The organism is Methanosarcinales archaeon Met12, assembly GCA_002813105.2.
Classification (GTDB): domain Archaea; phylum Halobacteriota; class UBA148; order UBA148; family JAJOKI01; genus JAJOKI01.
Genome location: CP017966.2, coordinates 964,595 through 989,035, shown reverse-complemented (window position 1 = coordinate 989,035; position 24,441 = coordinate 964,595). Strand labels below are relative to the sequence as shown.

Genomic DNA, 24,441 nt, shown 5'->3' with positions numbered 1-24,441 from the left:
CCTATATGCTCTCCAGTCCGTTCAAAATTTCATCGGCGGTGTATCGTGACGAGATGGTTCTGCTACGTCCTCTCCTGCCATCATTGATATAATTTGTATCGATCAGTTTAATTGATTCCAGTTTGTTCAGCATGTCATGGTATCGAGTGTAGCCCAATCCCGTGCCTTCTTGGAATTTTTTATAGAGCTCTCCTGCCTTAATCTCTCCACTTTCAGCGATCAATTTTAGGAGGGTCTGTTCGTCATTTCGCAGGAGGCGAATCAAGTGTGCAAGATGCACGAGTTTTGAGCCCTCATACGCGCCGTCTACGTCTTCTATCGATATTTGCTTACTTGCTCTGCGTTCTGCATTAAAGCCAGCTCGCTTGAGCAGGTCGATGCCAACCCGCAGGTCCCTGGAAGTTTCGACACAATCGACGATCTTATCCAAGACATCTGCGGGAACCACATCCGGGAAAAATCCATATTTTATCCTGTTTCTCAGGATGTCGTGAATTTCAGCGCGCGCATATGGTGGGAAGCGAATTTCTTGCGGCAAAAATACCGAGTTGACTCTTTGGTCCAGAACATAGTGCATCCCCGTCTCACTCAACACACCTATAACTCCGATTTTCGCTCCGGGATATACCTCATGCGCCCGTAAAAGTGGATACAAGACTCCATTTACTTCGTTTTCGTGGAAAAGGTAATTGACGTCGTCCAGCGCAACCACAAGGACGCGCTTTTTTTCAATGAGGTATTTTGCTATCTCACCAAAGAGCTTTTTGAAGGAAACCCCAGATGTTGGAGGCATATAGCCATATATCTTCTGGAATATTTGGGAAAAGATGACATATCTGGTATTATCCACCTGGCAGTTGACGTGGACTGGAATGACTGATGACGTGTGTTTCTCGATTTCTTCAAACACCTTGTGAACTGCGGTCGTCTTACCGGTTCCAGGTGGACCGAGACAGAGCGTATTGATGGGATGCATCGCTCTAACAGCCGGGCGCATGTTAAACGTCAGTGCCTCTATCTGGCCGCTTCGGTGAAGAAAATGTTCTGGTACATGGTCTAATTCGAACATCTCGCCGTTTTTGAAAATCGTTTGGTCCCACGACAGCATATCCTTTGGCATTTTCACTCCTCCCTATCACTTTCACTCTACTCTTAGATTAGCTTTTTTATAGTATATAATTTATAAGAACTTGTATTGAATGATGATAATCTTATTATGGCATCAACGTCAATAAATGTGCGATAAAATGACCGAATTTGAACGCGAGTTGGTCAGGTCCTTCAATATATCCTTTGAGCGCAACCAGATCGATGGCATAGCATACAGGATTAAACAGCACAGATTTTCCTCACAGCCGTTGGACGTACTGGTCGATTCGCTAAATCCGGATTACTATCTGGGCATCGAGTGCAAGAGCATATCGACAAAAAAGGGAGCGAACGCACTCTACTTCACCCAGCACTTTAGCACCGACAAAAATGGCACACACCAGCTCGAGCGCATCGATGAGTTCCTCAAAAAATCAGGCAGAACAGGATTTCTGGCCATTGAACTTAGAAGGGGCACTGGGAAACCGAGGGAAGCATATATCCTCAAATGGTCGAAATTGAAGAAGCGCTATGACGACGATTCCGTTGGATTCACGGTGGACGAACTCATGGAACTCCCGCAGATCGGTCGGGATGGCACCGATTACGTAATTGACCCGCAACTATGGAGACGTTGAAAAAATGCCAGAATATTCATCAGTTTCTAAATGGGAGGAATTTCTCAAGCAGTACTATGAAGCGCACATTCTCCAGCTAGCGAATGAATATCCAGAGGGGCGCACTCTGATCGTCGAGTACCATGATATCGAGAAATATGATTTGAGTTTAGCGGATGCACTGTTGGAGAGGCCTCAGGTAGTTGTGCCAGATATGGAAGAGGCTCTCAAGCTCATCGATATTCCAATTGACGTTCGCCTAGATGATGTGCACGTCAGAGTGACCAAACTCCCTAAGAAGACGCAGATTAGAGAGCTAAGAAGTCAACATATTTCCAGGTTAATCGCGATAGAAGGGCTGGTGCGAAAAGCTACTGCAGTGCGCCCTAAGATAATCAATGCCGCATTCGAGTGCTTGCGGTGTGAGCAGCTCACCTATGTACTGCAAACCGGGACAAAGTTCAACGAGCCATACGTCTGTGAAAACGTGTCATGCGGCAGAAATGGTCCATTCAAACTGAATCTCAGCGAATCGACTTTCGTGGATGCGCAAAAACTGCAGATACAAGAATCTCCAGAAGAGCTGAGAGGGGGAGAACAGCCGCAGACATTAGATGTGAATATAGAGGACGATCTAACAGGAATAGTTGCGCCTGGCGACAGGGTGATCGTTACGGGGATTCTGTGTTCATATCAGCGTACCACTCCCAGTGGAAAGAGTGCGTTTTTTGACATATATCTTGAATGCATTTCGATCGAAATGGAGGAACAGGAATTCGAGGAACTGGCCATCTCCAAAGAAGACGAGGAAGCGATTCTTAAGTTATCTGAAAATCCAGACATTTATAAAACCGTGGTCAACTCGATTGCTCCATCTATTTTTGGCTATGAAAATGTAAAGGAAGCGATGGCACTTCAATTGTTCTCGGGAGTGGCAAAGCTCCTGCCAGACGGCACGCGAATCAGGGGCGATGTTCACATGCTGTTAGTTGGAGACCCTGGCACAGCAAAATCTCAAATGCTTCGCTATATAACAAAGCTTGCGCCGCGGGGAATCTACACAAGTGGAAAGAGCACGACATCAGCTGGATTGACCGCCACCGCTGTTAAAGACGAATTTGGAGATGGACGCTGGACGCTTGAAGCAGGCGCACTTGTGCTCGCCGACAAGGGAATAGCTGCTGTGGATGAGATGGATAAAATGAAGTCAGAGGATCGAAGTGCACTGCACGAGGCGATGGAACAGCAGACCATCAGCGTGGCCAAAGCAGGCATCATAGCCACGCTCAGATGCAGATGCTCTCTGCTGGGCGCTGCTAACCCAAAATATGGAAGGTTCGATAGATATACCTCAATAGCAGAACAGATCAACCTACCGCCAGCACTACTATCTCGATTTGACCTGATATTCCCTCTCGCTGATGAACCGGATATAGAGCTGGATAAAAACATCGCCGAGCATATTCTACGGACGCATTACGCAGGAGAGCTCGCTGAACATGCTAAAAACTTCCCAGGTGGCAGGGTAACCGAAGAAGATGTGAAATCCGCAATGGAGGTAGTCCAGCCTGAAATCGACCCAGACCTGCTGAGAAAATATATCGCCTATGCTAAGAGGATATATCCCATACTCATCGATGAATCACGCCAGAAGTTGGTCGAGTTCTATCTCGGGTTGCGAAAGCAAGGGATAGGTGCCAATTCCCCGGTACCGGTGACAGCGCGTCAACTAGAGGCGCTGGTACGGCTATCAGAGGCAAGTGCCAGGATTAGACTGAGCGACTCGGTTACGGAAAATGATGCAAATCGGGCCATCAACATAGTAGAGGCATGCCTCAAACAGGTTGGAATAGACCCTGAGACCGGGATGTTCGACGTCGATGTCATAGCAGTGGGCACCAGCAAAAGCCAGCGTGACAAGATCAAGGTGTTGCGCGACATCATACGAGAGCTCGAGCGCGAGCATGGGGGTAAGGCGCCAATAGAGTATATCTATAACAAAGGCGAAGAAAACGGCATATCGAGGGACACTGCAGAGGAACTTATATCCAAACTAAAACAGCAGGGGGACATCTACGAACCTACTGCAGGATTTATCAAATTGGCAGTGGCAGGATAATGTATCTTAAGATATATCAAATCGGATGTACAGAGCATAGTTACTCCAGGAGTTGCATTCCGACTAACGGTTTCAGGAGAGATTGCAGGAATAGCTTTTGCGGGTAGCGATACAATCAGAGTTAAAGGATAAAGGGAGTAGTAATATTAGCATCCGAAGCTTTTTGAGATCTGTCGTAACATTCATCACAATTGCTTTGGGAGGTTTGGGGCTAATCATGACTGGCACAGGTATACACACATTAGTAAGAAATTTCAGTATATCTGGATTAATAAATGTCATAGTTATGGTGGTGTTTGCGGTTATACTTTTAATTATAGGACATACCTTATGGCTCGGCCCTACGCCAGAACCGAAATATGAACCACCAGAACATGAACATGAGGAGACAAAGAAATCCAAAATATGGATTCGTAAGAAATCCAGAGATAAAAGATAGAGATGGTTATCCAGAGCTTATGGTCAAATTCGACAGATCAGAGGTGCAAAACATGGTCACCATAGGAAACGTAACTTTGACAATAACTGGAGAGATTGAAGGATTACGATTTGAAGGCAGTGATACGATCAGGGTGATTTAAATAAGATTGTTCAGAATGAATAAGACAGGTTAGTACATAATGACTCCATCACTATTTTGTCCAGGTTGTGGGCGAGAATCCAAAGAAGGGCTTTGCACACCCTGTTTTCTAAAACACTTCAATCTAATTGAGCATCCATCTATGTTGGAACTTGAGATATGTCCAACGTGTAGGGCTTGTTTTGTCGGTGGCAGATGGACCAAATACCATGATTATGCAGATGCCGTAACTCCAATCGCCATGTCTCAATTGAATATCCATCCCGATGCCAATGAGCTGCGCATTGCACTCAAACCTCAAGTATCTGATGGATGCGCCAGCAAGGTACACGTTCGTGTGGATGCCGTGGTGCAGAGGATGGACGTCTTCAAAGAGTTTGATGTCGAGGTTCGGATCAAAAAGAGGGCATGTGATAGATGTAGTCTAATTGCCGGGGGTTACTATGAGGGCATCGTACAGGTCAGGGCAAGCGGGCGCACTCTGACGGAGATGGAAAGGCACATCTCAGAGAAGATTGCGCATACGGTCATCAAACAAATCCAGGAGCTCAGTAAAAATGCCTTTATTTCGGATATTAAACACCTGAAAGAGGGCATGGATATATATGTAGGGGCGATTAAGATTGGCAGGCAGATATCCAAAGCCATCATAGATAAATTTGGAGGGAATTTTTCAGAGGCGTCAAAATTGGTCGGACAACGGGACGGAAAGAACATCTACAGAATTTCCTTTGCGGTGCGCATCCCTAACCTCATGCCAGGAGATATCATCTCACTGAGAGACAGCGTAATCCAGATAACGGACTCTAGAAAAAAGGTAATCGGGATTGATTTAATGACTGGCGCACGTTTTATTTCAGATGCCAAGAAACTGAAAGGAGTGAAATTACTGTGCCATGAATCTGATGCTGAAGCGACCATTCTGACGATGGTGCAGGATGACGAAATCCAAATTCTCGACCCTGATTCATACAAGCCAATGACTTTGCCAAGGCCGCCTTTTTTAACTGCGGAGAGCGGAGATGATGTTTTGGTCGTCAAGACCGAGAAGGGCATGTTTATTTTGCCGAAAGAGAGTTGATCACTCATATACCTGATACAATCATCGCCCAAATTACCTATCGCAAACTCCTTTCTTCGCATAAAACGATATAAGTCATCAAGGTTAACTACCAATAAGAGCTATGTCCAGAGAATCGAACGCCACCCTCCCAAAGCTACTAACTGGTGCATTGAGTAAAGATGAGTTGGAATTGTTGCCGGGCGGGTGGCAGATTCTCGGCGATATTATAATCGTTAGCATCCCGCCTCAATTGAGAGCCAGGAAATATGTGATTGGCGAAGCCCTCCTCAAATTTTATCCAAGATGCAAGACCGTGTTGAGGATGAGAAGGATTTCGGGTCCGTACAGGGAGCCAAACGTCGAGGTAATTGCAGGCAATGACACAGAAACAATCCACAAGGAGAATGGGTGCAGATTTAAGCTGGATGCAACTAAAATCATGTTCTCGCCTGGAAATCTGGACGAAAGAAAAAGGATGTCCAAGCTCGGTAAAGACGAAATCGTCGTGGACATGTTCGCAGGAATAGGATACTTTTCGATCCCGATGGCAGTACATTCAAAACCAAAGAAGATAGTCGCAATTGAGGTTAATCCTCTTGCATATCGCTATTTGTGCGAGAACGTTCAACTCAATAAAGTGGGGGACATCGTCCAGCCAGTGCACGGAGATTGCGCCATAAAAACGCCAGTTGGCATCGCTGATAGAGCGATTATGGGCAGTTTTGAGGCATTTCATCATTTAGCCCATGGGATAAATGCGCTTAAGCCTGGGGGAATTCTTCACTATCACGAAACGACACCTGAGAAACTGTGTTTTGGCCGTCCAATCAACCGAATCATAGCTACGGCCGAAATGCTGGGCAAATCCGTTAAAATACAGAAATCGCATAAGGTCAAGAAATACTCTCCAGGCGTCTGGCACATCGTAATTGATGCGCAAGTATTTTAGGCTTTAACCCGATGTATGATACGATGGACCAATTGGAGACCATACTTGACAATGGAGAACAGGAAAACATCGAGTTCAAAGAATATCTAACAGAAGAGTTGCACCTGAAGGATGAACGGAGGCAGGGGTTAGTCTGCCAGATGAAGCACAGGTTGAGTATGGGGAATGGTACCGCGCTCTATGTAGTTGGAGTGACCGATGGAGGTATGTTGCGCGGCATATCATCCTCTAAGTATAAAGAGACGTTATCTGTTTTGAACTGTATCGCACTTGAGGCTGGTGCCAAGGTCACGGACTGTAAAGAATATAAGGTAAACAAGGGATATGTTGGGCTCCTTACCATTAAGAGTCACCTCCCTGCCAAAGAGCATATACTGATTGGTACGGCAGGACACGTGGATCACGGGAAGAGTACATTGGTAGGCTCTCTGGTTACTGGAATAATGGACGATGGAGCTGGCAAGACCCGCATATTTTTGGACGTACAGCCCCATGAAATCGAAAGGGGGCTGTCCGCTGATTTGTCTTATAGTGTATATGGATTTAAAAATGGAAAGGCAATTCGTCTGAAGAATCCCCTGAGCAAGAAAGAAAAGGCAGGAGTGGTCGAATCGGTGGACAAACTGATATCTTTCGTGGACACCGTCGGTCACGAGCCATGGTTGAGGACCACTATAAGGGGCATCGTCGGTCAGAAACTGGATTATGGGTTGCTCGTGGTGGCGGCGGACGATGGGGCGACTCATGTCACAAAAGAGCATCTGGGAATTTTACTCGCAATGGAGCTGCCGACAATAATCGCCATCACAAAAATCGATAGAGTGGAAGAGGGACATACAGCAGAGACGGAAAAACAGATTATGCATATACTTAAAGTGGTTGGAAAGATTCCATTGCGCATAAAATCAAAATCAGACCTCCACGCCATTTCCAATAGATTGAATGATGGAGTGATAGTCCCTATTCTCAGAGTTTCATCCGTTACGAAGGCGGGATTTGACCTGCTCGATCAGTTATTGTTCCAGCTGCCGAAACGAAATCTGGGAGCTCAAAAGCCGTTCCAGATGTATGTCGATAAGGTGTATCAAGTGACAGGAGTTGGAACTGTAGTGAGTGGTTCGATCAAGCAAGGCGAGGTGAAAGTTGGAGACCATCTGCAACTTGGCCCGACCGACGATGGAGGCTCCATCCCGGTCAAGGTGCAGACCATCGAGACACACTATTACAGGGTGGATAAAGCAAGCGCCGGCGACATCGTTGGGATAGCGCTCAAAGGCGCCAAGCCCTCCGACATCTGGAGGGGCATGTTATTGTGTGAAAAGGAAATTAAATCAATTCGGGAGTTTGAAGCAGAGGTCATAATATTAAATCATCCGACACGCATTGCAAAGGGATATGAACCAGTTGTCCATATTGAAACCATAGCGGAAACTGCCACATTTGAGAAATTGGAGCAGGAATATATGATGGCAGGGCAGACGGGGCGTGTCACCATGCGCTTCAAGTTCAGGCCATATCATATCTATGAAGGAGAGAAGTTCATCTTCAGAGAGGGCAAGAGCAAGGGAATTGGAAGGGTTTTGAAGGTCTTCGAGGCAAGATAACCTTTCCCCTATTTCAGTTCTGTGAACAGAGGAATGTCAACTTAACACCTATAAATAGAGATGAAGCAATTGTGTATAACGTATCGAGTGTATCTGAAGTTCCCTAAAAGGGAATTTGGGCGGAGGTGCGTAGCACCGTAGCCAGATACGCTCTGTTATATGCCGTGTTCATATCCTATCTTTCTCCTACTTGCGTTGAGTATGGTAATCCCCACAATTTCTCCTTTTTCATATCTGATTATAAGGTCATCATCTGTGAGTTCAGAATCATCCGCGTGGCTTGGCCTCTTGAAGTTAATGTATAAAACATCGGCTTCTTTATCGTAAGATGTCCAAATCCTTGAATACGGCACCTCCAACAAGTCAGGTACGAGATTCATTATCCTCTTTACTTCTCCCACTGCCATATCTTTCGCCTCCTTTCAAGCTTTTTTCTCCACCTCGTTAAAAAGGCGGTAATCACAAATCCATCTTCTTTACTCAATTCCCTATATATTGCTACAATATATTTATCCTTCTCTATTTGCCTTACTGCTATACGCTCCCCAGTCTTACCTTCATAAATTGCTTCTGCCCCCTCCACCACTTCGAGAACTTCAAAATAATAGCCTGCCATCTCTGGATGCTCTTCTGTAATATGAATCCATCTCTCCTCTGTCAATCTTATTGGGACACCGTTTTTAGACCTTACTATGTCCATATTCTATTAAATTTCCCTTATGGATATTAAGATTATTCACAGGCATGGCGTATAACTTAATATATACGAAATTCGCATTTTGCCCCAATCTAGAAGGATATACGAACTTGTTAACCTTCATATTGATAGAGAAGTGTATAAATTTGCTTCTCAATCTTTTCCTTAAGTTGGCAGATTCTTATGAACAAATCCTAAACTTCATCTTTTGTCTTTTTGATGGCTTTTGGAATGGCATCTATCACATCTGTCGCCAGCAGTCCAAATCCATATTCCCCAAATGCGATATCCCCGGCAAGCCCATTTATAAAAGCTCCAGCAGCAGCCGACTCAAAAGCATCGTTCTTTGCATAGAATGCTCCGACAACACCAGCAAGCACATCTCCAGTTCCTCCAACGGTCATGCCAGCATTCCCGGTCTGATTTGCCTTTGCCGTATGGCCATTAGATATTATATCTATTTTGCCTTTTAATAATACAACACATCCATTCTCTCTTGCAAATTCCTTGAGCACCTCCATTCTCTTCTTCCAGTTTTTCGGGATGTCACGCCCAGTCAATCGTTTAAATTCGCCTGCATGTGGAGTTATTATGGCATTGCCATCCAGCGGCAGGTCCAGTGCAGATAATGCGTCGGCATCGATCACGACCTTCTTACAGATGGGGATGATTGCTTTAACCGCCCTCAGCGTCAATTCGTCCCTGCCCAGCCCCATGCCGATAACCACGACATCGTGCTCCTGCACCAGTTCTGTTATGATCGGCAGGTCGTCGAGCGTGAGTATATCAGACGTTAACGAGGACACGATCAAGTTCGGTGAGAACGATGCGATGATGTCCGAGACGCTGGCTGGTGCAGCGATGGTTGCTATATCTGCGCCAGTCCTAAGTGCCGCCAATGCAGCAAGTGCGGGTGCGCCGACGTACGCACCTCCTCCAATAATCAGTATGCGCCCATTATCTCCTTTATGGCTATCCGAATCTCTATATACTAATGAGTGAACGTCTCCAGGCCCTACAAATAATTCCGCTTCTTCTGGCACGCCTATGCCCATAACTTCAACGTTTGGCATGGTCGCCAATCCCTTTTTCATTTTATGAAAGGTAATGGTCAAATCTGGGTGAACCATTTTTATGCCCTTGCCTGTATCCGGGTCCATCCCACTTGGGACGTCCACAGATATCACGAACGCGTTTGACTCATTAATCAGGTCGATTGCGCTTGCTTCTGGTTCCCTGATCGGGCCACGAATGCCCGTTCCAAATATCGCATCGATGATGATGTCCGAATTTATGACCCCATCACGGTCGATATCTTCCGTATCATGCACTTCTGTTAAGGTCGCATCAGTATCTTTTAACCTATCCCAATTAACCTTTGCCTCTTTTGTCCGTATATTTTCAGGAGTGCATAGCAACATGACGTGGATATCGAATCCCTTTAGATAACGGGCGGCTACGAACGCATCCCCTCCGTTATTGCCGCGCCCTGCTATGAGTGTGATCTTGCCACTGGCGTGTCGTTTTCGAACTGCATCTGCAACAGCCTTGCCAGCATTCTCCATCAGCTCCATGCGTGGAACGCCGAAATATTCTGAGTTGACGTCTATCACTCGCATCTGCTTTGACGTGATGATTTCGGACATAAGTATGGTTTACATAGTCCAATAGTATAAGATTTATGCTGGTATAGTGCCTATACATCGAGATGATATTATGATTCCTGGAATGAGGGGCATGAACCCAAGAAAAATGCAACAGATGATGAAACAGATGGGCATCGACGTTGAAGATGTCGAGGACGTGAAGGAAGTCATCATCAGAACATCGAACAGGGACATCGTTTTTAATGACGCCCAGGTCACGATAATGAATGTCAGGGGTGCAAAAACGTATCAGGTTGTCGGCACCCCAGAAGAGCGCCAGCGCGAATTGGAGGCGACCGAGGCAGATGTGCAGCTCGTGGTAGAGCAGAGCGGGGCATCCGAGTCTGAGGCAAGAAAGGCGCTGAAGGAAACGGAAGGCGATCTGGCAGAAGCGATACTGAAACTGAAATAAAAGATGAAAGCATGATAGCCGATGATACCCCTGTACTGCTCACGGACAAAAAATGTGAGCATTTAGTCGCAGTTTCAGATGACGAATTTCATACGGGTTATGGAACGATCAAATTATGCAAATTACGCGAAAAGGAATTCGGTGACACGATTTCTACGCACCTGAATCACGAATACATCATTCAAAGGCCAAGGGCACCGGATTTTTTCAAACACTGCAAAAGGACAGGTGTTCCTTTGATGCCAAAGGACATCGGAATCATCCTTGCATACACGGGGTTGGGCGGCGGGGACTCTGTGCTCGATGCGGGAACGGGTTCCGGGATTCTGGCAATCTATCTCGGCAATGTCGCTAAGAGAGTGATCACATATGAAAAAAACGAAGAATTTGTCAGGGTGGCACGCAAGAACATCGAAACTGCGGGCATGAAGAACGTCGAAGTGATGCACGGCGACATAATCCCTGAGATGGCAAACCTAAACGAGAAATTCGATGTGATAACCCTTGACATGATGGATGCAGACCAAGTAGTACCGCATGTGAGAGCTGTGCTCAATCCAGGCGGATATTTGGTGACATATTCTCCATTTTTTGAGCAGACGAAAAAGATACGCACCGCAATTGATCATGGAAAATTCTCAAGCGTGCGGACCATAGAATGCATGGAACGCGAAATTAAATTTGAGAGGCGTGGGACGCGCCCCTCCACGCGAGTGGGGCACACTGGATTTATCACAATAGCACGGTTATAAAACTTCCCCTTTTCACTTTTTCTTGTTCTTGGAGTATCCGAGAGCTTGTAGAAGTTCGATCGGCAAGGGAATCACGACCGTGGTCGCCTTTTCGGTCGTGGCCTCTGCTATCGTTTGGAGGGTACGTATGAACATTCCGCCTTCTTGTTTGCTCAGGATGTCTGCTGCTTCTGCTATTTTTTGAGAGGCTTGTTTCTCACCCTCGGCGTGAATGATTCGCGCTCGCCTATTCCTTTCCGCCTCTGCCTGGGATGCCATCGCCCTCTGCATCTCCTTTGGCAGCTCCACGTCTTTTATCTCGACTGCGGAAACTTTGATTCCCCATGGGTCTGTCGCTTCGTCGACGATTTCTTGTATCTTCTTGTTCAATTTAACTCTCTCTGATAGCAGTTCATCTAATTCAGCCTGGCCTATCACGCCCCTCAACGTCGTTAGAGCCATTTGAGACGTTGCGAGAGGATAGTGTTCTACCTGGGTGATTGCCTTCTCAGGGTCCATCACCCTGTAATACACGACGGCATTTACCCTTGTGGTGACATTATCCTTGGTGATGACCTCTTGCGGCGGCACGTCAAAGGCGACCGTTCTCAGGTCCACCCTCCTCATTTCCTCAATTATGGGTATGATGAAAAAGAGTCCAGGTCCTCTGGCACCGACAAGTCGTCCCAATCTAAATATCACGCCACGTTCATATTCGTTTACAATTCTTACCGCGGACGATAAAATCATAAACACCACTATAATCATTCCGAGTATCAATAGTTCCATTTATTCGCGCTCCTTATTTATTTTTCTAACAAAAAGAGTTAGCCCCTCCACACGTATAATCTTTACGGTTTCTCCCTGTTTTATCGCCCCGTTTTCTGCCCTCGCATTCCATATCTCTCCCCTGACCTTGACCTTGCCCTCCTTGTCGATGTCCGTCTCGGCTCTGGCTGTCTTTTCGATCAATTCATCAATACCTGTCGTTGGTTTCTTCCTTCTCGTTTTCATCACGGCACCAACTCCGAATATGAAAAATGCTACAGAGGTGCCAGCCATTCCAAGCACAATTAATTGGAACGTTCTGAACCATTCTTCCGCGAGTAAAGGCTCTTGTGGCAACATGAATGCCCCGAGTATGAGACAAACGACGCCGCCCACCGTTAGAATACCATGGGTGGGCGTGAGCACTTCTGCGATAAACAATATCACCGCCGCTATTATCAGAATTATGCCAAACATATTAACGTCAAATGTTCCAAGACCATACAACGCCAGGATTAAGCATATCGCACCTATCACCTCTGGCACATATGTTCCAGGCGAACTGAATCCAAATATTATTCCATATATGCCTACTAACAGCAGTATAAACACTACCTGCGGATTGCTGAGTATATCGATGATCTGGTCCCTAATCTTCTCCTCCCTCACATATATCTCTGCATCTGCCGTCTGCAGATGGGTTTCCGCCCCCATCACCATGGTCGTCATGCCGTCGACTTTCTCAAGCAGACCGCGAACATCATCTGCAATTACATCGATAACATCCGCCTCCAGCGCTTCGCTTGCGGTTAGTACTAAATTCTCGGTGACAAAGCGCTCTGCGACATCAACCGGCCTTTCCCTTCTCTCGGCGATACCTCTCATAAACCCCGCCATGTATGATATCGTCTTGTTGTCGGCTGGTCCCGGCGCACCTGCTGGGTCTGCCATGACTGGCATGCTAGCACCCGTCGTGGTTCCTGGCGACATGGCTGCCACATGGCCCGCAAGCAGGATGTACGTCCCGGCAGATGCGGCGATGCCCCCCCTCGGTATGTATGTTATCACGGGAATTGGCGAATTATCGATAGCTTTTATAATATCTATCGTGGCGCCCACAAGCCCACCTGGAGTGTCTATCTGGAGCAGCACCGCTGACGCACCCATGTCCACTGCATCTTCTATTCCGTTCTCCACGTGAAGCGCCGTGCCAGCGGTTATCATTCCTTCAATCTCGATGACGTATACTATGTTCTCTGATGACCTGGCGCCACCGATTCCCGATGTCAGGAGTAGCATCAAAATGATTGACAAAGTCCATATTTTCATGACGATGTTACCTCAAACGCATAGCATATGATATTACGGTATGATATAAATTTGCTCCTATCAATAATTTTAAGCCTGATTTATATTATATTAAATTCGATGAAATTTGCCGGGCGACATATCATCTCAATGAAGGATTTCTCACGTGAGGAGATCGATTACATATTAAAAAAAGCCGAGGCGCTCGAACCGTTTGCGCGCGGTAAAGGTAAGGGGTCCGACTTATTAGCAGGCAAGATTTTAGCGACGTTGTTCTATGAGCCAAGCACAAGAACCAGACTGTCTTTTGAGACCGCTATGAAGCGATTGGGCGGAGATGTCATCAGTATAGTATCCACAGAAGCCAGTTCAGCAGCAAAAGGCGAGACGCTTACCGATACGCTCCGGGTAATTGGAGGATATGCGGATGCCATTGTGCTAAGGCATTCCAGAGAGGGTGCCGCACGTATGGCAGCGGAGATATCCGATATTCCGATTATAAACGCAGGAGATGGTGCAGGACACCATCCTACGCAGACCCTGCTGGACCTGTACACCATCAGACGAGAAGGACATCTTGAAGACCTGAGTATTGCACTTATAGGAGACCTGAAATACGGCAGAACCGTACATTCGCTGGCATATGCGCTATCGCTGTATGGCGCAGAGATAAATTTAGTTTCCCCTGAACAACTTCGAATACCGCTCGATATCAAGAATGATTTAAAGAAACGAGGGGCAAACGTGGTCGAAACTGCAAAATTGTCCGATGTGATTTCCGACATGGATGTTCTCTATGTCACCAGAATCCAAAAGGAGCGCTTTCCAGATCCCAGCGAATATCATGAAGTGGTGGGGACATATCGCATTTCAACCGAGACGTTGCGGAATGCCAAAGAAGATATGATAATCATGCATCCGCTTCCGAAGGCGGATGAAATCGACAAGGACGTAGATTACACTAAACATGCCAGATATTTCAAACAGGCGTTCTATGGCATTCCGGTGAGAATGGCGATACTACGCCTCGTACTGGGTGATGCGCAATGAAAAAGAATGGACTTTACGTGCGCCCGATTCAAAATGGAACGGTCATAGACCATATCACGGCAGGGCAGGCGCTCAGCGTGCTACGAATTCTCGGTATCAACAGGACGACGGAGGAAGTGGTCAGTGTGGTCATGAACGTCACGAGTAAGGCGATCGGCACAAAAGACATCGTCAAGATCGAAGGACGAGAATTAAAACCCAGTGAAGTGGACAAGATTGCATTGATTGCACCGTCTGCTTCTATCAACATCATCCGCAAGTACAATGTGGCAGGGAAGCATAAGGTAGACATCCCTGACGAGATAGAGGGTGTTGTGAGGTGCGCCAACCCAAATTGCATTTCAAATACAATAGAGCCGGTGGTATCCAGATTCACCACCGAAAAACAGAAGACAGGCATACAGCTGCGCTGTATTTACTGTGAGCGCATAATCTCCGAGAATATCGTGGAGCATCTTTTATAACATCTCACCAGGCACGCCTACCGCATCAGTCCTGCACTGTTTGCAGTGTTTGAAAAGCCGCATATGTTTACTGACTGATAATCTGGCGCGATTCATCTGAGTGCAGGTTGGCCTCTTCATCCATCCAAATTCACCCCGTGGTATCAGCGGCATGACGTTCATACCGAGTGCATATTTGGACCCCCATCGAGCTATCTCTTCAACCTCGTGCTCATTCACGCCCGGTATCAGCACCGTGTTTATTTTGATTGGTATGTCCAGCTCGTGCGCAAGTTGAACGCCCAGCTGCTGAGCTCTCAGCAATATGGACGTGTCCTTGGTTTTTTTGCCATCGAGATATAACCACTCATATATCTTATCCGCCGTCTGAGGCGTGAATGCGTTGACCGTCACGGTCACGTAATCGACACCTAATTGATGTAGTTGTCGTATCTTGTTGGGCAACAATAGACCATTGGTGCTTAAACACGTAATTAACTGTGAAAAACGATCCTTGATAATCTCCAGCGTTTCAAACGTTTGTGCATTGACCAGCGGATCCCCGGGTCCGGCAATTCCAACCACCTTGATTTGTGGGTCTTCCACAATCGCCTCTTCTACAGCGATGATTGACTCTTGCGGAGTCATTATCTTAGAGGTTGCGCCTGGTCTAACACACTTGGACGTACAAACGCCATGTACGCAGAATCGACATTTTATATTGCACAGTGGCGCGACAGGTAAATGTATCCTGCCCACGCGAAAATGTGCGTCTTCATCGAAACAGGGGTGGTCCATCTCTCTTACCATTTGTCATATCGCTACAGGGACTATATAACATAACGCACGCCTGAGTCGCTCAGAAGTAGCAAAGCGAAAGGCTTTTACTCGTCAACTACAAATGAACTATTTGTTCGTAAACAACCTGTTAGGCGAAATGCGAATAGCAATAGGGGGAATGTAAATGGTTTATAAAATTTTCCTGAGTCATAGTAGCGTAGATAGGGATTGGGTTGAGTGGATAACTGTCAATGCAAAAAATATTGGCATCGATGTTTATCTTTACGAACATGATCATCAACCGGGAACGCTCATCGCTGATAAGTTAAAACGAGCTATCCGAGACTCTGATACTCTAGTGGTTTTGCTTACCCATAACAGTCAATTTTCTTCTTATGTTCAACAAGAAATAGGCTTTGCAGAAGCTAGTGGAAAGCGAATTATTCCTCTTGTTCAACCAGGTATACAAGAACAGAGTCTTGCTATGTTAGAGGGTAGAGAATATATCCCCTTTGACTTTTACAACCCGGAGAAGGCCTTGTCAACGCTTCTTAGATATCTACAACAACTTAAAAAAGTGAAGGAAAATGAGCAAGCAGTCCTTATGGGGATAGTAGGACTTATCTTTCTAGCTTGGCTGCTTGGAAGGAAAGAGTGAGAACAGGAAATCGCACTTCGCCTAACAGAGCGTATCTGGTTACGGTGCTTCGCAACGCTTCGCCCAAATTTTGCTTGGTGACAGATAACGATTAAGAAAGATTATTTAAGATATGTGACCGCGTCATGAATAGCCATATCGATCGGTGGGAAACGCTCCTTCCTCCACGTCTTCTTTATATTTTCTGGATGCCTCCAATATGACCTTCCTCAGATTTGCATACCTCTTCACGAATTTTGAAGTGGAATCATAGAATCCCAGGAGGTCGTGGGTCACGAGAACCTGCCCATCGCAATGAGCTCCTGCGCCGATACCGATTGTCAAAATCTTTAGTTCTTCGGTGATTTTTTTTGCCATGTCTGATGGTATTCCCTCCAATACTATCGAGAAGGCTCCCGCACCCTCAACAGCTTTCGCATCATCCAATATCTTTTTCATCCCCTCTGGAGTTTTGCCCTGAACCTTATAGCCCCCCATCTGGTGTATGGATTGTGGCATCAAGCCAACATGCCCCATGACCGGGATGCCAACTTCGGTCAACGCTCTGATTTTATCCTCAAACGCCAAACCACCCTCTAGTTTGACGGCTTCCGCTCCTGCCCGAATCAACCTGCCAGCATTTCTCAGTGCCTCTTCTCTGCTAAAGTATGACATGAAGGGCATATCGCTGACTACTAAAGCGTTCTTTACGCCCCTGGAAACCGCTTTCGTGTGATGGATAACATCTTCCATCGTCACAGGAAGGGTATTCTTATAGCCCAAGACCACATTTCCCAAGGAATCCCCTACCAACAAGACATCGATGCCTGCTTCATCCAATATTTCTGCAAAAGAATAATCATAGGCGGTGAGCATGGTAATCTTCTTTCCGGATTTCTTCATTTCCATCAATTTTGGCACGGTGACCTTATCCCTTCTCATATTCCCCCTCGCAGTTTTCCAGAAGCTCTTTGGCTCGGTCCAATCGTATTCTTCCCTCTTCGACCAGAGCATCTGCAATCTTATCCACCATGTCGCCAGTCGCACCTGCCATAATTGCAATGTTTTTTGCATGCAGGGACATGTGCCCTTTCTGTATTCCCTCCGTCGCCAAAGCGCGAAGCGCAGCGAGGTTTTGTGCCAGGCCAACCGATGCCATCACCTGCGCCAGTTCCGATGCGGTTTTCACCCCCAAAATCTTTAGGTTAGCCATTGCCGTCGGATGAACTCTGGTGGCACCACCGACCGTGCCGACCGCAATTGGCAGCTCGACTGTCCCTACTAAATCCCCATTCCCGTCCTTCTCATAGTTCGTCAGGGGCTTATATCTCCCCGATATTGCCGCATATGCGTGCGCACCCGATTCGACGGCTCTCGTATCATTGCCAGTGGCTAAAGCCACAGCAGAAATTCCATTCATTACGCCCTTGTTATGCGTCGCAGCTCTGTATGCATCGGATTCTGCGAATTTCTGCGCCACAATTATTCCATCGACGACATCTTTTCCACCCAGTGCATCCTTGGAGAAGGTCGCCTGCGCTTTAGCCATCCTCTTAACTGCCAGGTTGGAAATAATCCTGAGATATGCCTTGCCAGAAGTAACCTCTTCAATCAGGGGTGTCACTGCCTCTGCCATCGTATTGACCGCATTTGCCCCCATTGCATCACGACAATCGACAAGTAAATGAGCAATCACCATCGGACCCATTGAAGTTTCGATGATTCGTACTTCTACATCTTTAGCCCCGCCGCCAAATTTTACCAATGTCGGATTCTGCTCGTTTGCCAGCGTTAGGATATCTCCTTTTGCACTTAGAATAGCCTGCCTTGCGGCGCATGGGTCTTCGCACATCATTTGAATCTGCCCTATCATTATCGGCTCTGTTGTACTTGCTGTGAAGCCCCCGTTATGTCTTGCTATTTTAGCGGCATTGCTGGCGGCTGCGATGACAGAAGGCTCCTCGGTTGCCATCGGTATCAAATAGTCCCTGTCATTGATCAAGAAGTTCGTAGCAACTCCAAGAGGCACTTCCATTACGCCGATTGCATTCTCGATCATATTGTCCACTTTATCCAATTCCAGTGCCCCGGTTTTGCTGATGCTTTTTAGAGATATATCATCCAGGGCAGCAAACTCTTTGACCTTCTCTCTCCTTTTTTTAGAGTTTAGCTTATAGAAACCAGGAATCCTCGAGGTTTTATTCATTCTAAGACACGCCCGCTGGTATGAATTTGGTGCCATAATATATGATGCCTTCGGGACCGTCTTCCCCCAACTTCCGGAAAACAGACCGTACTTTCATGCCAATCTGGATTTCTTCGGGGCCACATATTACCTGCCCTGTCAATCGTGGCCCCTCCTCCAATTTGATTATGGCAAGCACGTATGGTGTTTGCTTGTTGAAACTGTCAGATGCCGAATATATCACCGTATATGTGACTACTTCTCCAGTTCCTTTGAACCTGTATTCTGTGATTTTCCCATCTCTTCTGCATACTGGACAGGTGGTCCTCGGAGGGAAATAACATTCCCCACAACTGTTACACCGCGTTCCAATTAAATTATATCTCGCCGATATGTGTCTCCAGAATCTTGGCACTGTCATGTTATCACCTATTAATGCTCAGTATATGGACTATTGTCGTTCCACCTGTCCCTCCGACATTATGGGTCAAACCTATCTCTGCTTTAGCCACTTGTCGTTTTCCTGCCTCTCCCCGAAGCTGTGAGACGATTTCCACTGCTTGTTTTATGCCCGTTGCACCAACTGGATGTCCACAGGCTTTTAAGCCGCCACTTGGGTTTATCGGTATCTTGCCATCCAGTGCAGTCATACCTTCTTCGGTGGCAGGACCACCCTCGCCCTTTTTGACGAAACCAAGATCTTCGATTGCACAGACCTCAGCGATAGTAAAACAGTCGTGAACTTCTGCCAGGTGGATATCTTCTGGCCCTATGCCTGCTTTCTTATACGCCCATTTAGTGGCATGTACGGTCGCATCAAGGGTGGTGATATCTCGCCTATCATGGAGTGCGATGGTATCGCTTGCCTGCGCCGAAGCACTTACGTACACAGGAGTGTCAGTGAACTGACGTGCGACCTCCGCTGGCGCAAGTACTATGGCGGCAGCACCATCGGTGATCGGCGAACAATCATATACCCTAAGTGGATCCGCTATCATTGCGGAGTTCAAAACGGCTGATATCGATATCTCGTTTTTGTACTGTGCCTTGGGATTCATCGTTGCATTGTGATGATTTTTAACCGCTACCTGTGCCAGTTGCTCCCGAGTGGTACCATATTTATGCATATGTAAGCGTGCAATCATGGCATATAATCCAGGAAACGTAGCACCCATGAAAACCTCCCACTCCCTATCAGCGGCAGAAGCGAGCGTGTCGATCGTCGTCTCAGTTCCAACATCGGTCATCTTTTCAACACCAGCCGCCACCACGATATCATGGTGGCCCGAGGCAACTGCAAGAAATGCCTGCCGCAGAGCAAGTCCACCGGATGCACATGCGGCCTCTACCCGCGTACTGGGGATATGCAATGAGCCTGCCAGCCCTGCGTAATCGACTATCAAGGCGCCGATATGCTCTTGATCGATGAACCTGCCAGCGCTCATATTTCCAACGTATAGTGCATCGATCTCTTCGCCATGAATGGCCACATCGGCTAAAGCGTTAGAACCGGCCTCGACGAACATATCTCTAAACGACCTCTCCCACATTTCGCCGAAATGCGTACAGCCTATCCCAATTATTGCAACGTCCCGCATATAATCACATCACTATTTTTCCTTTGTGTTTTGCATATACTGCATAATCTATGTACTTGGGGTTTTTCAGAAGCTCCTGAACGGTTGGTGCCCTGCCTCGCACATCCTCGATGCCATCGGTCACGGTAATACAAAATGAATCGCTGCCGGCACCCGAGCCGAACGATGTCATCAGTATCCTGGACCCCGCTTTTGCCTGGTCGAGGATTGATGCCAGACCTATCAATGATGAGCCAGAGTAGGTATTGCCCAACATAGATACAACCAACCCTGGTCTAACCTGCTCTTCCGAGAATCCCAGCATTTTGGCCACCTTTAATGGAAATTTGCCATTGGGCTGGTGGAATACCACATAGTCATAATCCCTGGGTTTCGTATCGTTTTTCATCATCAGGTTCTTTGTCGCGGAGACGATATGTTTGAAGTATGCAGGCTCGCCAGTAAACCTCCCCTCATGCATCGGATAATTCATTCCCTCTCGCCTCCAAAAGTCAGGAGTATCCGTAGTAAATGATGTGGTGTCCTCTATTTTGGCGATAAGATTCCTTTTTCCAATGATGTAAGCAGCTCCGCCAGCGGCTGTTGTGTACTCCAACGCATCACCAGGTGCACCCTGTGAAACGTCCGAGCCAATGGCCATGCCGTAATTGACCATTCCGGCGGCTACCATCCCCATGCAGGTTTGAATGGCTACCGTGCCTGCTTTACAGGCGAACTCAAAATCTGCAGCAGTCAAGTCAGGCGTTGCCTGGATCGCCTCTGCAACTATCGTAGCCGTAGGTTTGACTGCATAGGGGTGACTCTCTGAACCAACATAAATCGCTTCGATCTCCATGGGATCGATATCGCTCCTGCGAACCGCATTTCTTGCAGCCTCTACCGCAATGGTCGCCGCATCTTCATCAATGTCCGGCACGGATTTTTCATATACAAGCAATCCTTTTTTAATCTGGTCTGGATTGTCGCCCCATACCCTTGCAATCTCTTCAATCTTGATCCGATACCGTGGGATATATGCGCCATAACTTGTGATTCCAATGCTCATACGACTATTTCAACTCCTCAATGCCTTGATCAACTCGTTTATGGGTAGATTGGTCGTCATCAACGGCACCTGTTCTATTTCTGCGATCTTCTTCGCGATGGGGTCTACTTTCGATACATTTAACCCATGAAAAACTACGGCGCCTGGCTTGAAATTGGTAACTCGAATCGCTACCAGTGGCGACCTGCCAGTGGATACCCTCGTAAAAATCAATGCCCTTTCAGTACTCCACCCATATAATCTGAAGAACTCATTGGAAGATAGTTCCACGATTGCTCTCAAACTGTCGATTATCGTATGCCCGTTAATCATTTTGGCGAAATTCCCTGTAATTTTTTCTGCATCGATCATCTTGGCAAAGTCATCGAGTTTGAGCGGTATCGAATATTCATGGATATCATAGACTACGTTGATGTCGAATCCGCGGTCCAAGATATTTTGATAAATTCTAATCTTATTGCCGCCACTTTGTAAGTCTATTGTCAACAATGCATTTATGATCTTGTTTATGATAAGCGTCCCTGGAGACTTGCGGCGCCCATTTTCATAATCGCTGATAACCGAAGGTGTTACATTCAAAAAATTTGAAAGGTCGATTTGGGCTATCTCGAAATTCTTTCTCCATTTCTTGAGAGTTTCACCTGGATTGTCAGAGATGGTTATTTCCCCAGCCATCTTTTCGGCCAATCTTTTACGAACATCAATGAGTTCGTTTTCGTCCATTAGAAGTAATAGATGGTCAAGATTGGTTATAAATTTAACGAATTAAGCATCGGCATTAGACGAAGTAAAATGGGGCCGGTAGGATTTGAACCCACGATCGGCTGGTCTGGAGCCAGCTGCCCTTCCAGACTAGGCCACAGCCCCACAAAGTAGTCCCGGGCGGATTCAGAACCAGCTTAAACCTAAAGCTGGCACGGTAAAGCCAACATTCCACTTTGTTTCAGTTGGCTAGAGTAGTCCCGGGCGGATTCGAACCGCCGTCGCAGGCTATCTTCAGCAACCTGCAAACCAACCTGCAAACAGGAGTCTCTACTTCGTAGAGACCCTCTCACTGCCGACTAAATCCGGAGATTTAGACGGAGTGGCAGATGTTCCATCTGCCACACGGAGCAGTGAGCAGGTTGATCATTTTATGCTCCTTCGAGCAGTACTTTCTGTTTTTAGTTCAACCTTTTGGAAAAGGTTGCTCCAAAGGCCTACAGGATTGACCGCTACCCTACGGGACTTACACAGATGTATGATATTATGGGCCCGACCGGATTCGAACCGGTGATCTCCGCCATCTACACCCGTTCAGCTGAAGAGGGTTGTGTAAAGGCGATGTCATAACCAACTAGACCACGGGCCCATATTGTCACAACACACTAACGCCCCTACATACCATAAGATTATCCCAAGAACCATTTCATCTATATGTTATGAGAGATATAAATTATCTTGGAGGGCTTTAGAAAAAATGAGTTCAGAAATGTGCTCCATTTGTGGCTTACCCCGCGAACTCTGCGTTTGCGAGGAAGTTGCAAAAGAGCAACAAAGAATAGTAATCAAAGTGAACAGGCGTAGATATGGAAAAGAGGTCACAATTGTCGAGGGGCTTGACCCACATGAGATCGATATTGGTGAACTCTCCAGTTACTTGAAATCACGACTGGCGTGCGGTGGAACAACCAAAGATGAACGGATAGAGTTGCAAGGAAATCATAAAGACAGGGTAAAAAAAATACTCATGAAGAAGGGATTTATCGATGTTGAAATCCCATAAGGATTACAACTCTCGCAGAGGTCACAGATCGAAGATCTGTGAGTCCGTCTAACTCTTCCGAGTTAGTCGGTGTTCCATCTGCGATATGTTGAAATCCCGTAGGAATTACAAATAAATTTGTAATAAAAAAGGATAGTTTTAGAGAGAAATGATGAACTGGGTTTAGGCGAATAAATAGGCCATATAAGCGCAGTACACGCCGAGTAACATCAGACCTTCGAGACGCGTGAGTTTCAATCCAGTCCAGAATAGTATGAATATTTTTATCCTATTTCCATACGCCACAATCCGGACACCACACACGTTGCAAATCCCATTCTGACACATACGACTCGTTTGCCAGGGCCGTTTCGTTAGCAGCCGAATTGTTGTCCTGCTGCAATCCGTCCTCCTGCCTGTCACCATCTCCACCGCCTATTAAGAATGCGAACGTGGAAGTGAGCATAAAGACGATGATAAGAATGGCAATAATTTTCTGTTTCATAGTATTCTGTTTCATAGTATTCCATTTCATGGGAATCACTTATACCGCTCTCGGATATGACCCGAGCACTTTTAGCACACCTGCCTTTTTTTCAACCATATTCAGGGCTTCCTGGACTTTTTTGTCCGCGATATGTCCCTCCAAATCTATATAAAATAGATAATCCCCTAAAGCCTTTTTGGTTGGTCTGGATTCTATCTTAGTCAAATTGATATTTTTGGAGGCGAATTCGCCCAATATTTCATAGAGCGCCCCCGGTCTGTCTTTCCGCAGATATACGATGATGGAAGTTTTGTCTTTTCCTGTTGGCTCTGGAGTTGGCCCTCCGAGCACGATGAAGCGCGTATAATTCTCCTTCTGACCCTGGACATCACGCAGAACTACCTTGAGGCCGTATTTGTCCGCAGATTCCTCTGAGGCGATGGCTGCCATTTCCTTTGACTTTGATGTTAGCTGTGCGGCATGAGCAGTACTTGCTGTCATCTGGATGTCAATGTCTCCGAAATGATTCTTTATAAACTGCTGGCACTGTGCTAGTGCCTGAGGGTGTGAAAGAATCACCTTGATGTCCGTGATGTCGCCCTTCATCAGCAAACAGTGTTTAATGGGGATGACGATTTCTCCGATTATTTTGGTTTCGTCTGATATGAAACGTAGAAGGGCGTCGAGCGTCATGCCAACCGAACCCTCCAACGAGTTCTCGATGGGAATTATTCCGCAGTCCACCTCTCTAGCGGCCACTGCTTTTGCCACATCGAAAATGTCATCATAATATGAGAGTTCCGCCCTGTCGTTCCATTTTTTTGTGGCCTTTTCCGAGAATGTCCCCTCTGGCCCCAATAGCCCAATCATCATAGCTATGCATAGTTAG

27 protein-coding genes and 3 tRNA genes are annotated in these 24,441 nt (G+C 46.6%); 12 read left to right on the top strand and 18 right to left on the bottom strand.

Going from position 1 to position 24,441, the window contains the following annotated elements:
- Nucleotide 1: 1 nt before the first annotated feature.
- On the bottom strand, nt 2–1,120 hold the full coding sequence (locus BME93_06295) for an ORC1-type DNA replication protein (protein ID ATZ61653.2): 1,119 nt from the start codon (nt 1,118–1,120) through the stop codon (nt 2–4).
- Between the two features lie 127 nt (nt 1,121–1,247).
- Between BME93_06295 and BME93_06290 the strand changes: the two genes are divergently transcribed.
- The 6 genes from BME93_06290 to BME93_06265 all read left to right on the top strand — a co-directional run bounded on the left by BME93_06290 (nt 1,248) and on the right by BME93_06265 (nt 8,021).
- Nucleotides 1,248–1,727 carry a hypothetical protein gene (locus BME93_06290; protein ATZ61652.2) on the top strand — a complete coding sequence of 160 codons (480 nt, stop codon included), beginning with the start codon at nt 1,248–1,250 and terminating at the stop codon, nt 1,725–1,727.
- A gap of 4 nt (nt 1,728–1,731) precedes the next feature.
- Complete coding sequence (locus BME93_06285; GenBank protein ID ATZ61651.2) at nt 1,732–3,825, top strand: minichromosome maintenance protein MCM; 2,094 nt, start codon at nt 1,732–1,734, stop codon at nt 3,823–3,825.
- 359 nt (nt 3,826–4,184) lie between these two features.
- Nucleotides 4,185–4,406 (top strand): hypothetical protein, encoded by a 222-nt coding sequence (locus tag BME93_06280; GenBank protein ID ATZ61650.2) that lies wholly within the window; start codon nt 4,185–4,187, stop codon nt 4,404–4,406.
- Nucleotides 4,407–4,445: 39 nt separating this feature from the next.
- Nucleotides 4,446–5,486, top strand: coding sequence for an NMD3-related protein (locus tag BME93_06275; protein ATZ61649.2), 1,041 nt, complete (start codon nt 4,446–4,448; stop codon nt 5,484–5,486).
- 103 nt (nt 5,487–5,589) lie between these two features.
- A complete protein-coding gene (locus BME93_06270; protein ID ATZ61648.2) occupies nt 5,590–6,417 on the top strand; it encodes a class I SAM-dependent methyltransferase family protein in 828 nt (275 codons plus the stop codon).
- Nucleotides 6,418–6,440: 23 nt separating this feature from the next.
- Nucleotides 6,441–8,021, top strand: a complete 1,581-nt coding sequence (locus BME93_06265) for a GTP-binding protein (GenBank protein ATZ61647.2) — start codon at nt 6,441–6,443, stop codon at nt 8,019–8,021.
- 155 nt (nt 8,022–8,176) lie between these two features.
- Here the strand turns inward: BME93_06265 and BME93_06260 are convergent, their stop codons facing one another.
- The 3 genes from BME93_06260 to BME93_06250 all read right to left on the bottom strand — a co-directional run bounded on the left by BME93_06260 (nt 8,177) and on the right by BME93_06250 (nt 10,364).
- A complete protein-coding gene (locus tag BME93_06260; protein ID ATZ61646.2) occupies nt 8,177–8,428 on the bottom strand; it encodes a DUF2283 domain-containing protein in 252 nt (83 codons plus the stop codon).
- Nucleotides 8,410–8,721: a hypothetical protein gene (locus tag BME93_06255; GenBank protein ID ATZ61841.2), complete on the bottom strand. Its 312-nt coding sequence runs from the start codon at nt 8,719–8,721 to the stop codon at nt 8,410–8,412. The genes BME93_06260 and BME93_06255 overlap by 19 nt, the downstream gene beginning before the upstream one ends.
- A 191-nt stretch (nt 8,722–8,912) precedes the next feature.
- Complete coding sequence (locus BME93_06250; protein ID ATZ61645.2) at nt 8,913–10,364, bottom strand: NAD(P)H-hydrate dehydratase; 1,452 nt, start codon at nt 10,362–10,364, stop codon at nt 8,913–8,915.
- A gap of 70 nt (nt 10,365–10,434) precedes the next feature.
- On the opposite strand from BME93_06250, the gene BME93_06245 reads away from it, so the two are divergent.
- A complete protein-coding gene (locus BME93_06245; GenBank protein ATZ61644.2) occupies nt 10,435–10,776 on the top strand; it encodes a nascent polypeptide-associated complex protein in 342 nt (113 codons plus the stop codon).
- Between the two features lie 11 nt (nt 10,777–10,787).
- Nucleotides 10,788–11,528, top strand: coding sequence for a methyltransferase domain-containing protein (locus tag BME93_06240; protein ID ATZ61643.2), 741 nt, complete (start codon nt 10,788–10,790; stop codon nt 11,526–11,528).
- A 12-nt stretch (nt 11,529–11,540) separates the two neighbouring features.
- Here BME93_06240 and BME93_06235 read toward each other — a convergent pair whose 3' ends face one another.
- Entirely contained in the window at nt 11,541–12,296 is a 756-nt protein-coding gene (locus BME93_06235) for a slipin family protein (protein ATZ61642.2), read from the bottom strand.
- Entirely contained in the window at nt 12,297–13,604 is a 1,308-nt protein-coding gene (locus BME93_06230) for a nodulation protein NfeD (protein ID ATZ61641.2), read from the bottom strand.
- Nucleotides 13,605–13,703: 99 nt separating this feature from the next.
- Between BME93_06230 and pyrB the strand changes: the two genes are divergently transcribed.
- Together pyrB and pyrI are read left to right on the top strand one after the other, a co-directional pair.
- Nucleotides 13,704–14,633 (top strand): aspartate carbamoyltransferase, encoded by a 930-nt coding sequence (gene pyrB, locus BME93_06225; GenBank protein ID ATZ61640.2) that lies wholly within the window; start codon nt 13,704–13,706, stop codon nt 14,631–14,633.
- Nucleotides 14,630–15,097: an aspartate carbamoyltransferase regulatory subunit gene (gene pyrI, locus BME93_06220; protein ATZ61639.2), complete on the top strand. Its 468-nt coding sequence runs from the start codon at nt 14,630–14,632 to the stop codon at nt 15,095–15,097. Before pyrB ends, pyrI begins: the two co-directional genes overlap by 4 nt.
- Here pyrI and BME93_06215 read toward each other — a convergent pair.
- Nucleotides 15,092–15,886, bottom strand: coding sequence for a radical SAM protein (locus tag BME93_06215; protein ID ATZ61638.2), 795 nt, complete (start codon nt 15,884–15,886; stop codon nt 15,092–15,094). The two genes, pyrI and BME93_06215, sit on opposite strands and share 6 nt — an antisense overlap.
- A 154-nt stretch (nt 15,887–16,040) precedes the next feature.
- On the opposite strand from BME93_06215, the gene BME93_06210 reads away from it, so the two are divergent.
- Nucleotides 16,041–16,514, top strand: a complete 474-nt coding sequence (locus tag BME93_06210) for a toll/interleukin-1 receptor domain-containing protein (GenBank protein ATZ61637.2) — start codon at nt 16,041–16,043, stop codon at nt 16,512–16,514.
- 123 nt (nt 16,515–16,637) lie between these two features.
- On the opposite strand, the gene panB is transcribed toward BME93_06210, so the two are convergent.
- The 9 genes from panB to BME93_06165 form a co-directional block, all read right to left on the bottom strand.
- Nucleotides 16,638–17,435: a 3-methyl-2-oxobutanoate hydroxymethyltransferase gene (gene panB / locus BME93_06205; GenBank protein ID WRQ72896.1), complete on the bottom strand. Its 798-nt coding sequence runs from the start codon at nt 17,433–17,435 to the stop codon at nt 16,638–16,640.
- Nucleotides 17,422–18,699 (bottom strand): hydroxymethylglutaryl-CoA reductase, degradative, encoded by a 1,278-nt coding sequence (locus BME93_06200; GenBank protein ATZ61636.2) that lies wholly within the window; start codon nt 18,697–18,699, stop codon nt 17,422–17,424. The genes panB and BME93_06200 overlap by 14 nt, the downstream gene beginning before the upstream one ends.
- 1 nt (nt 18,700) lies before the next feature.
- Nucleotides 18,701–19,099 carry a Zn-ribbon domain-containing OB-fold protein gene (locus tag BME93_06195; GenBank protein ATZ61635.2) on the bottom strand — a complete coding sequence of 133 codons (399 nt, stop codon included), beginning with the start codon at nt 19,097–19,099 and terminating at the stop codon, nt 18,701–18,703.
- Nucleotides 19,100–19,103: 4 nt separating this feature from the next.
- Complete coding sequence (locus BME93_06190) at nt 19,104–20,276, bottom strand: thiolase domain-containing protein (GenBank protein ID ATZ61634.2); 1,173 nt, start codon at nt 20,274–20,276, stop codon at nt 19,104–19,106.
- A gap of 4 nt (nt 20,277–20,280) precedes the next feature.
- Nucleotides 20,281–21,321 carry a hydroxymethylglutaryl-CoA synthase gene (locus BME93_06185; GenBank protein ATZ61633.2) on the bottom strand — a complete coding sequence of 347 codons (1,041 nt, stop codon included), beginning with the start codon at nt 21,319–21,321 and terminating at the stop codon, nt 20,281–20,283.
- Nucleotides 21,322–21,330: 9 nt separating this feature from the next.
- Nucleotides 21,331–22,044, bottom strand: coding sequence for a helix-turn-helix domain-containing protein (locus BME93_06180; GenBank protein ATZ61632.2), 714 nt, complete (start codon nt 22,042–22,044; stop codon nt 21,331–21,333).
- Nucleotides 22,045–22,114: 70 nt separating this feature from the next.
- Nucleotides 22,115–22,188 (bottom strand) — tRNA-Trp (locus tag BME93_06175).
- A 90-nt stretch (nt 22,189–22,278) separates the two neighbouring features.
- Nucleotides 22,279–22,550: transfer RNA gene (locus BME93_06170), tRNA-Gln, on the bottom strand.
- A 20-nt stretch (nt 22,551–22,570) separates the two neighbouring features.
- Nucleotides 22,571–22,672, bottom strand: a tRNA-Val gene (locus tag BME93_06165).
- Between the two features lie 108 nt (nt 22,673–22,780).
- On the opposite strand from BME93_06165, the gene yciH reads away from it, so the two are divergent.
- On the top strand, nt 22,781–23,086 hold the full coding sequence (gene yciH, locus BME93_06160) for a stress response translation initiation inhibitor YciH (protein ATZ61628.2): 306 nt from the start codon (nt 22,781–22,783) through the stop codon (nt 23,084–23,086).
- A 268-nt stretch (nt 23,087–23,354) separates the two neighbouring features.
- Here yciH and BME93_06155 read toward each other — a convergent pair whose 3' ends face one another.
- Nucleotides 23,355–23,570, bottom strand: coding sequence for a hypothetical protein (locus BME93_06155; protein ID ATZ61627.2), 216 nt, complete (start codon nt 23,568–23,570; stop codon nt 23,355–23,357).
- 39 nt (nt 23,571–23,609) lie between these two features.
- Nucleotides 23,610–24,425, bottom strand: coding sequence for a prephenate dehydratase (gene pheA, locus BME93_06150; protein ATZ61626.2), 816 nt, complete (start codon nt 24,423–24,425; stop codon nt 23,610–23,612).
- Nucleotides 24,426–24,441 lie beyond the last annotated feature (16 nt).

What these genes read in the sequence shown, in the direction of transcription:
- BME93_06295 (ATZ61653.2), bottom strand. Translation starts at nt 1,120, where the DNA reads ATGCCAAAGGATATGCTGTCGTGGGACCAAACGATTTTCAAAAACGGC.
- BME93_06290 (ATZ61652.2), top strand. Translation starts at nt 1,248, where the DNA reads ATGACCGAATTTGAACGCGAGTTGGTCAGGTCCTTCAATATATCCTTT.
- BME93_06285 (ATZ61651.2), top strand. Translation starts at nt 1,732, where the DNA reads ATGCCAGAATATTCATCAGTTTCTAAATGGGAGGAATTTCTCAAGCAG.
- BME93_06280 (ATZ61650.2), top strand. Translation starts at nt 4,185, where the DNA reads ATGAACCACCAGAACATGAACATGAGGAGACAAAGAAATCCAAAATAT.
- BME93_06275 (ATZ61649.2), top strand. Translation starts at nt 4,446, where the DNA reads ATGACTCCATCACTATTTTGTCCAGGTTGTGGGCGAGAATCCAAAGAA.
- BME93_06270 (ATZ61648.2), top strand. Translation starts at nt 5,590, where the DNA reads ATGTCCAGAGAATCGAACGCCACCCTCCCAAAGCTACTAACTGGTGCA.
- BME93_06265 (ATZ61647.2), top strand. Translation starts at nt 6,441, where the DNA reads ATGGACCAATTGGAGACCATACTTGACAATGGAGAACAGGAAAACATC.
- BME93_06260 (ATZ61646.2), bottom strand. Translation starts at nt 8,428, where the DNA reads ATGGCAGTGGGAGAAGTAAAGAGGATAATGAATCTCGTACCTGACTTG.
- BME93_06255 (ATZ61841.2), bottom strand. Translation starts at nt 8,721, where the DNA reads ATGGACATAGTAAGGTCTAAAAACGGTGTCCCAATAAGATTGACAGAG.
- BME93_06250 (ATZ61645.2), bottom strand. Translation starts at nt 10,364, where the DNA reads ATGTCCGAAATCATCACGTCAAAGCAGATGCGAGTGATAGACGTCAAC.
- BME93_06245 (ATZ61644.2), top strand. Translation starts at nt 10,435, where the DNA reads ATGATTCCTGGAATGAGGGGCATGAACCCAAGAAAAATGCAACAGATG.
- BME93_06240 (ATZ61643.2), top strand. Translation starts at nt 10,788, where the DNA reads ATGATAGCCGATGATACCCCTGTACTGCTCACGGACAAAAAATGTGAG.
- BME93_06235 (ATZ61642.2), bottom strand. Translation starts at nt 12,296, where the DNA reads ATGGAACTATTGATACTCGGAATGATTATAGTGGTGTTTATGATTTTA.
- BME93_06230 (ATZ61641.2), bottom strand. Translation starts at nt 13,604, where the DNA reads ATGAAAATATGGACTTTGTCAATCATTTTGATGCTACTCCTGACATCG.
- pyrB (ATZ61640.2), top strand. Translation starts at nt 13,704, where the DNA reads ATGAAATTTGCCGGGCGACATATCATCTCAATGAAGGATTTCTCACGT.
- pyrI (ATZ61639.2), top strand. Translation starts at nt 14,630, where the DNA reads ATGAAAAAGAATGGACTTTACGTGCGCCCGATTCAAAATGGAACGGTC.
- BME93_06215 (ATZ61638.2), bottom strand. Translation starts at nt 15,886, where the DNA reads ATGGTAAGAGAGATGGACCACCCCTGTTTCGATGAAGACGCACATTTT.
- BME93_06210 (ATZ61637.2), top strand. Translation starts at nt 16,041, where the DNA reads ATGGTTTATAAAATTTTCCTGAGTCATAGTAGCGTAGATAGGGATTGG.
- panB (WRQ72896.1), bottom strand. Translation starts at nt 17,435, where the DNA reads ATGAGAAGGGATAAGGTCACCGTGCCAAAATTGATGGAAATGAAGAAA.
- BME93_06200 (ATZ61636.2), bottom strand. Translation starts at nt 18,699, where the DNA reads ATGAATAAAACCTCGAGGATTCCTGGTTTCTATAAGCTAAACTCTAAA.
- BME93_06195 (ATZ61635.2), bottom strand. Translation starts at nt 19,099, where the DNA reads ATGACAGTGCCAAGATTCTGGAGACACATATCGGCGAGATATAATTTA.
- BME93_06190 (ATZ61634.2), bottom strand. Translation starts at nt 20,276, where the DNA reads ATGCGGGACGTTGCAATAATTGGGATAGGCTGTACGCATTTCGGCGAA.
- BME93_06185 (ATZ61633.2), bottom strand. Translation starts at nt 21,321, where the DNA reads ATGAGCATTGGAATCACAAGTTATGGCGCATATATCCCACGGTATCGG.
- BME93_06180 (ATZ61632.2), bottom strand. Translation starts at nt 22,044, where the DNA reads ATGGACGAAAACGAACTCATTGATGTTCGTAAAAGATTGGCCGAAAAG.
- yciH (ATZ61628.2), top strand. Translation starts at nt 22,781, where the DNA reads ATGAGTTCAGAAATGTGCTCCATTTGTGGCTTACCCCGCGAACTCTGC.
- BME93_06155 (ATZ61627.2), bottom strand. Translation starts at nt 23,570, where the DNA reads ATGAAACAGAAAATTATTGCCATTCTTATCATCGTCTTTATGCTCACT.
- pheA (ATZ61626.2), bottom strand. Translation starts at nt 24,425, where the DNA reads ATGATGATTGGGCTATTGGGGCCAGAGGGGACATTCTCGGAAAAGGCC.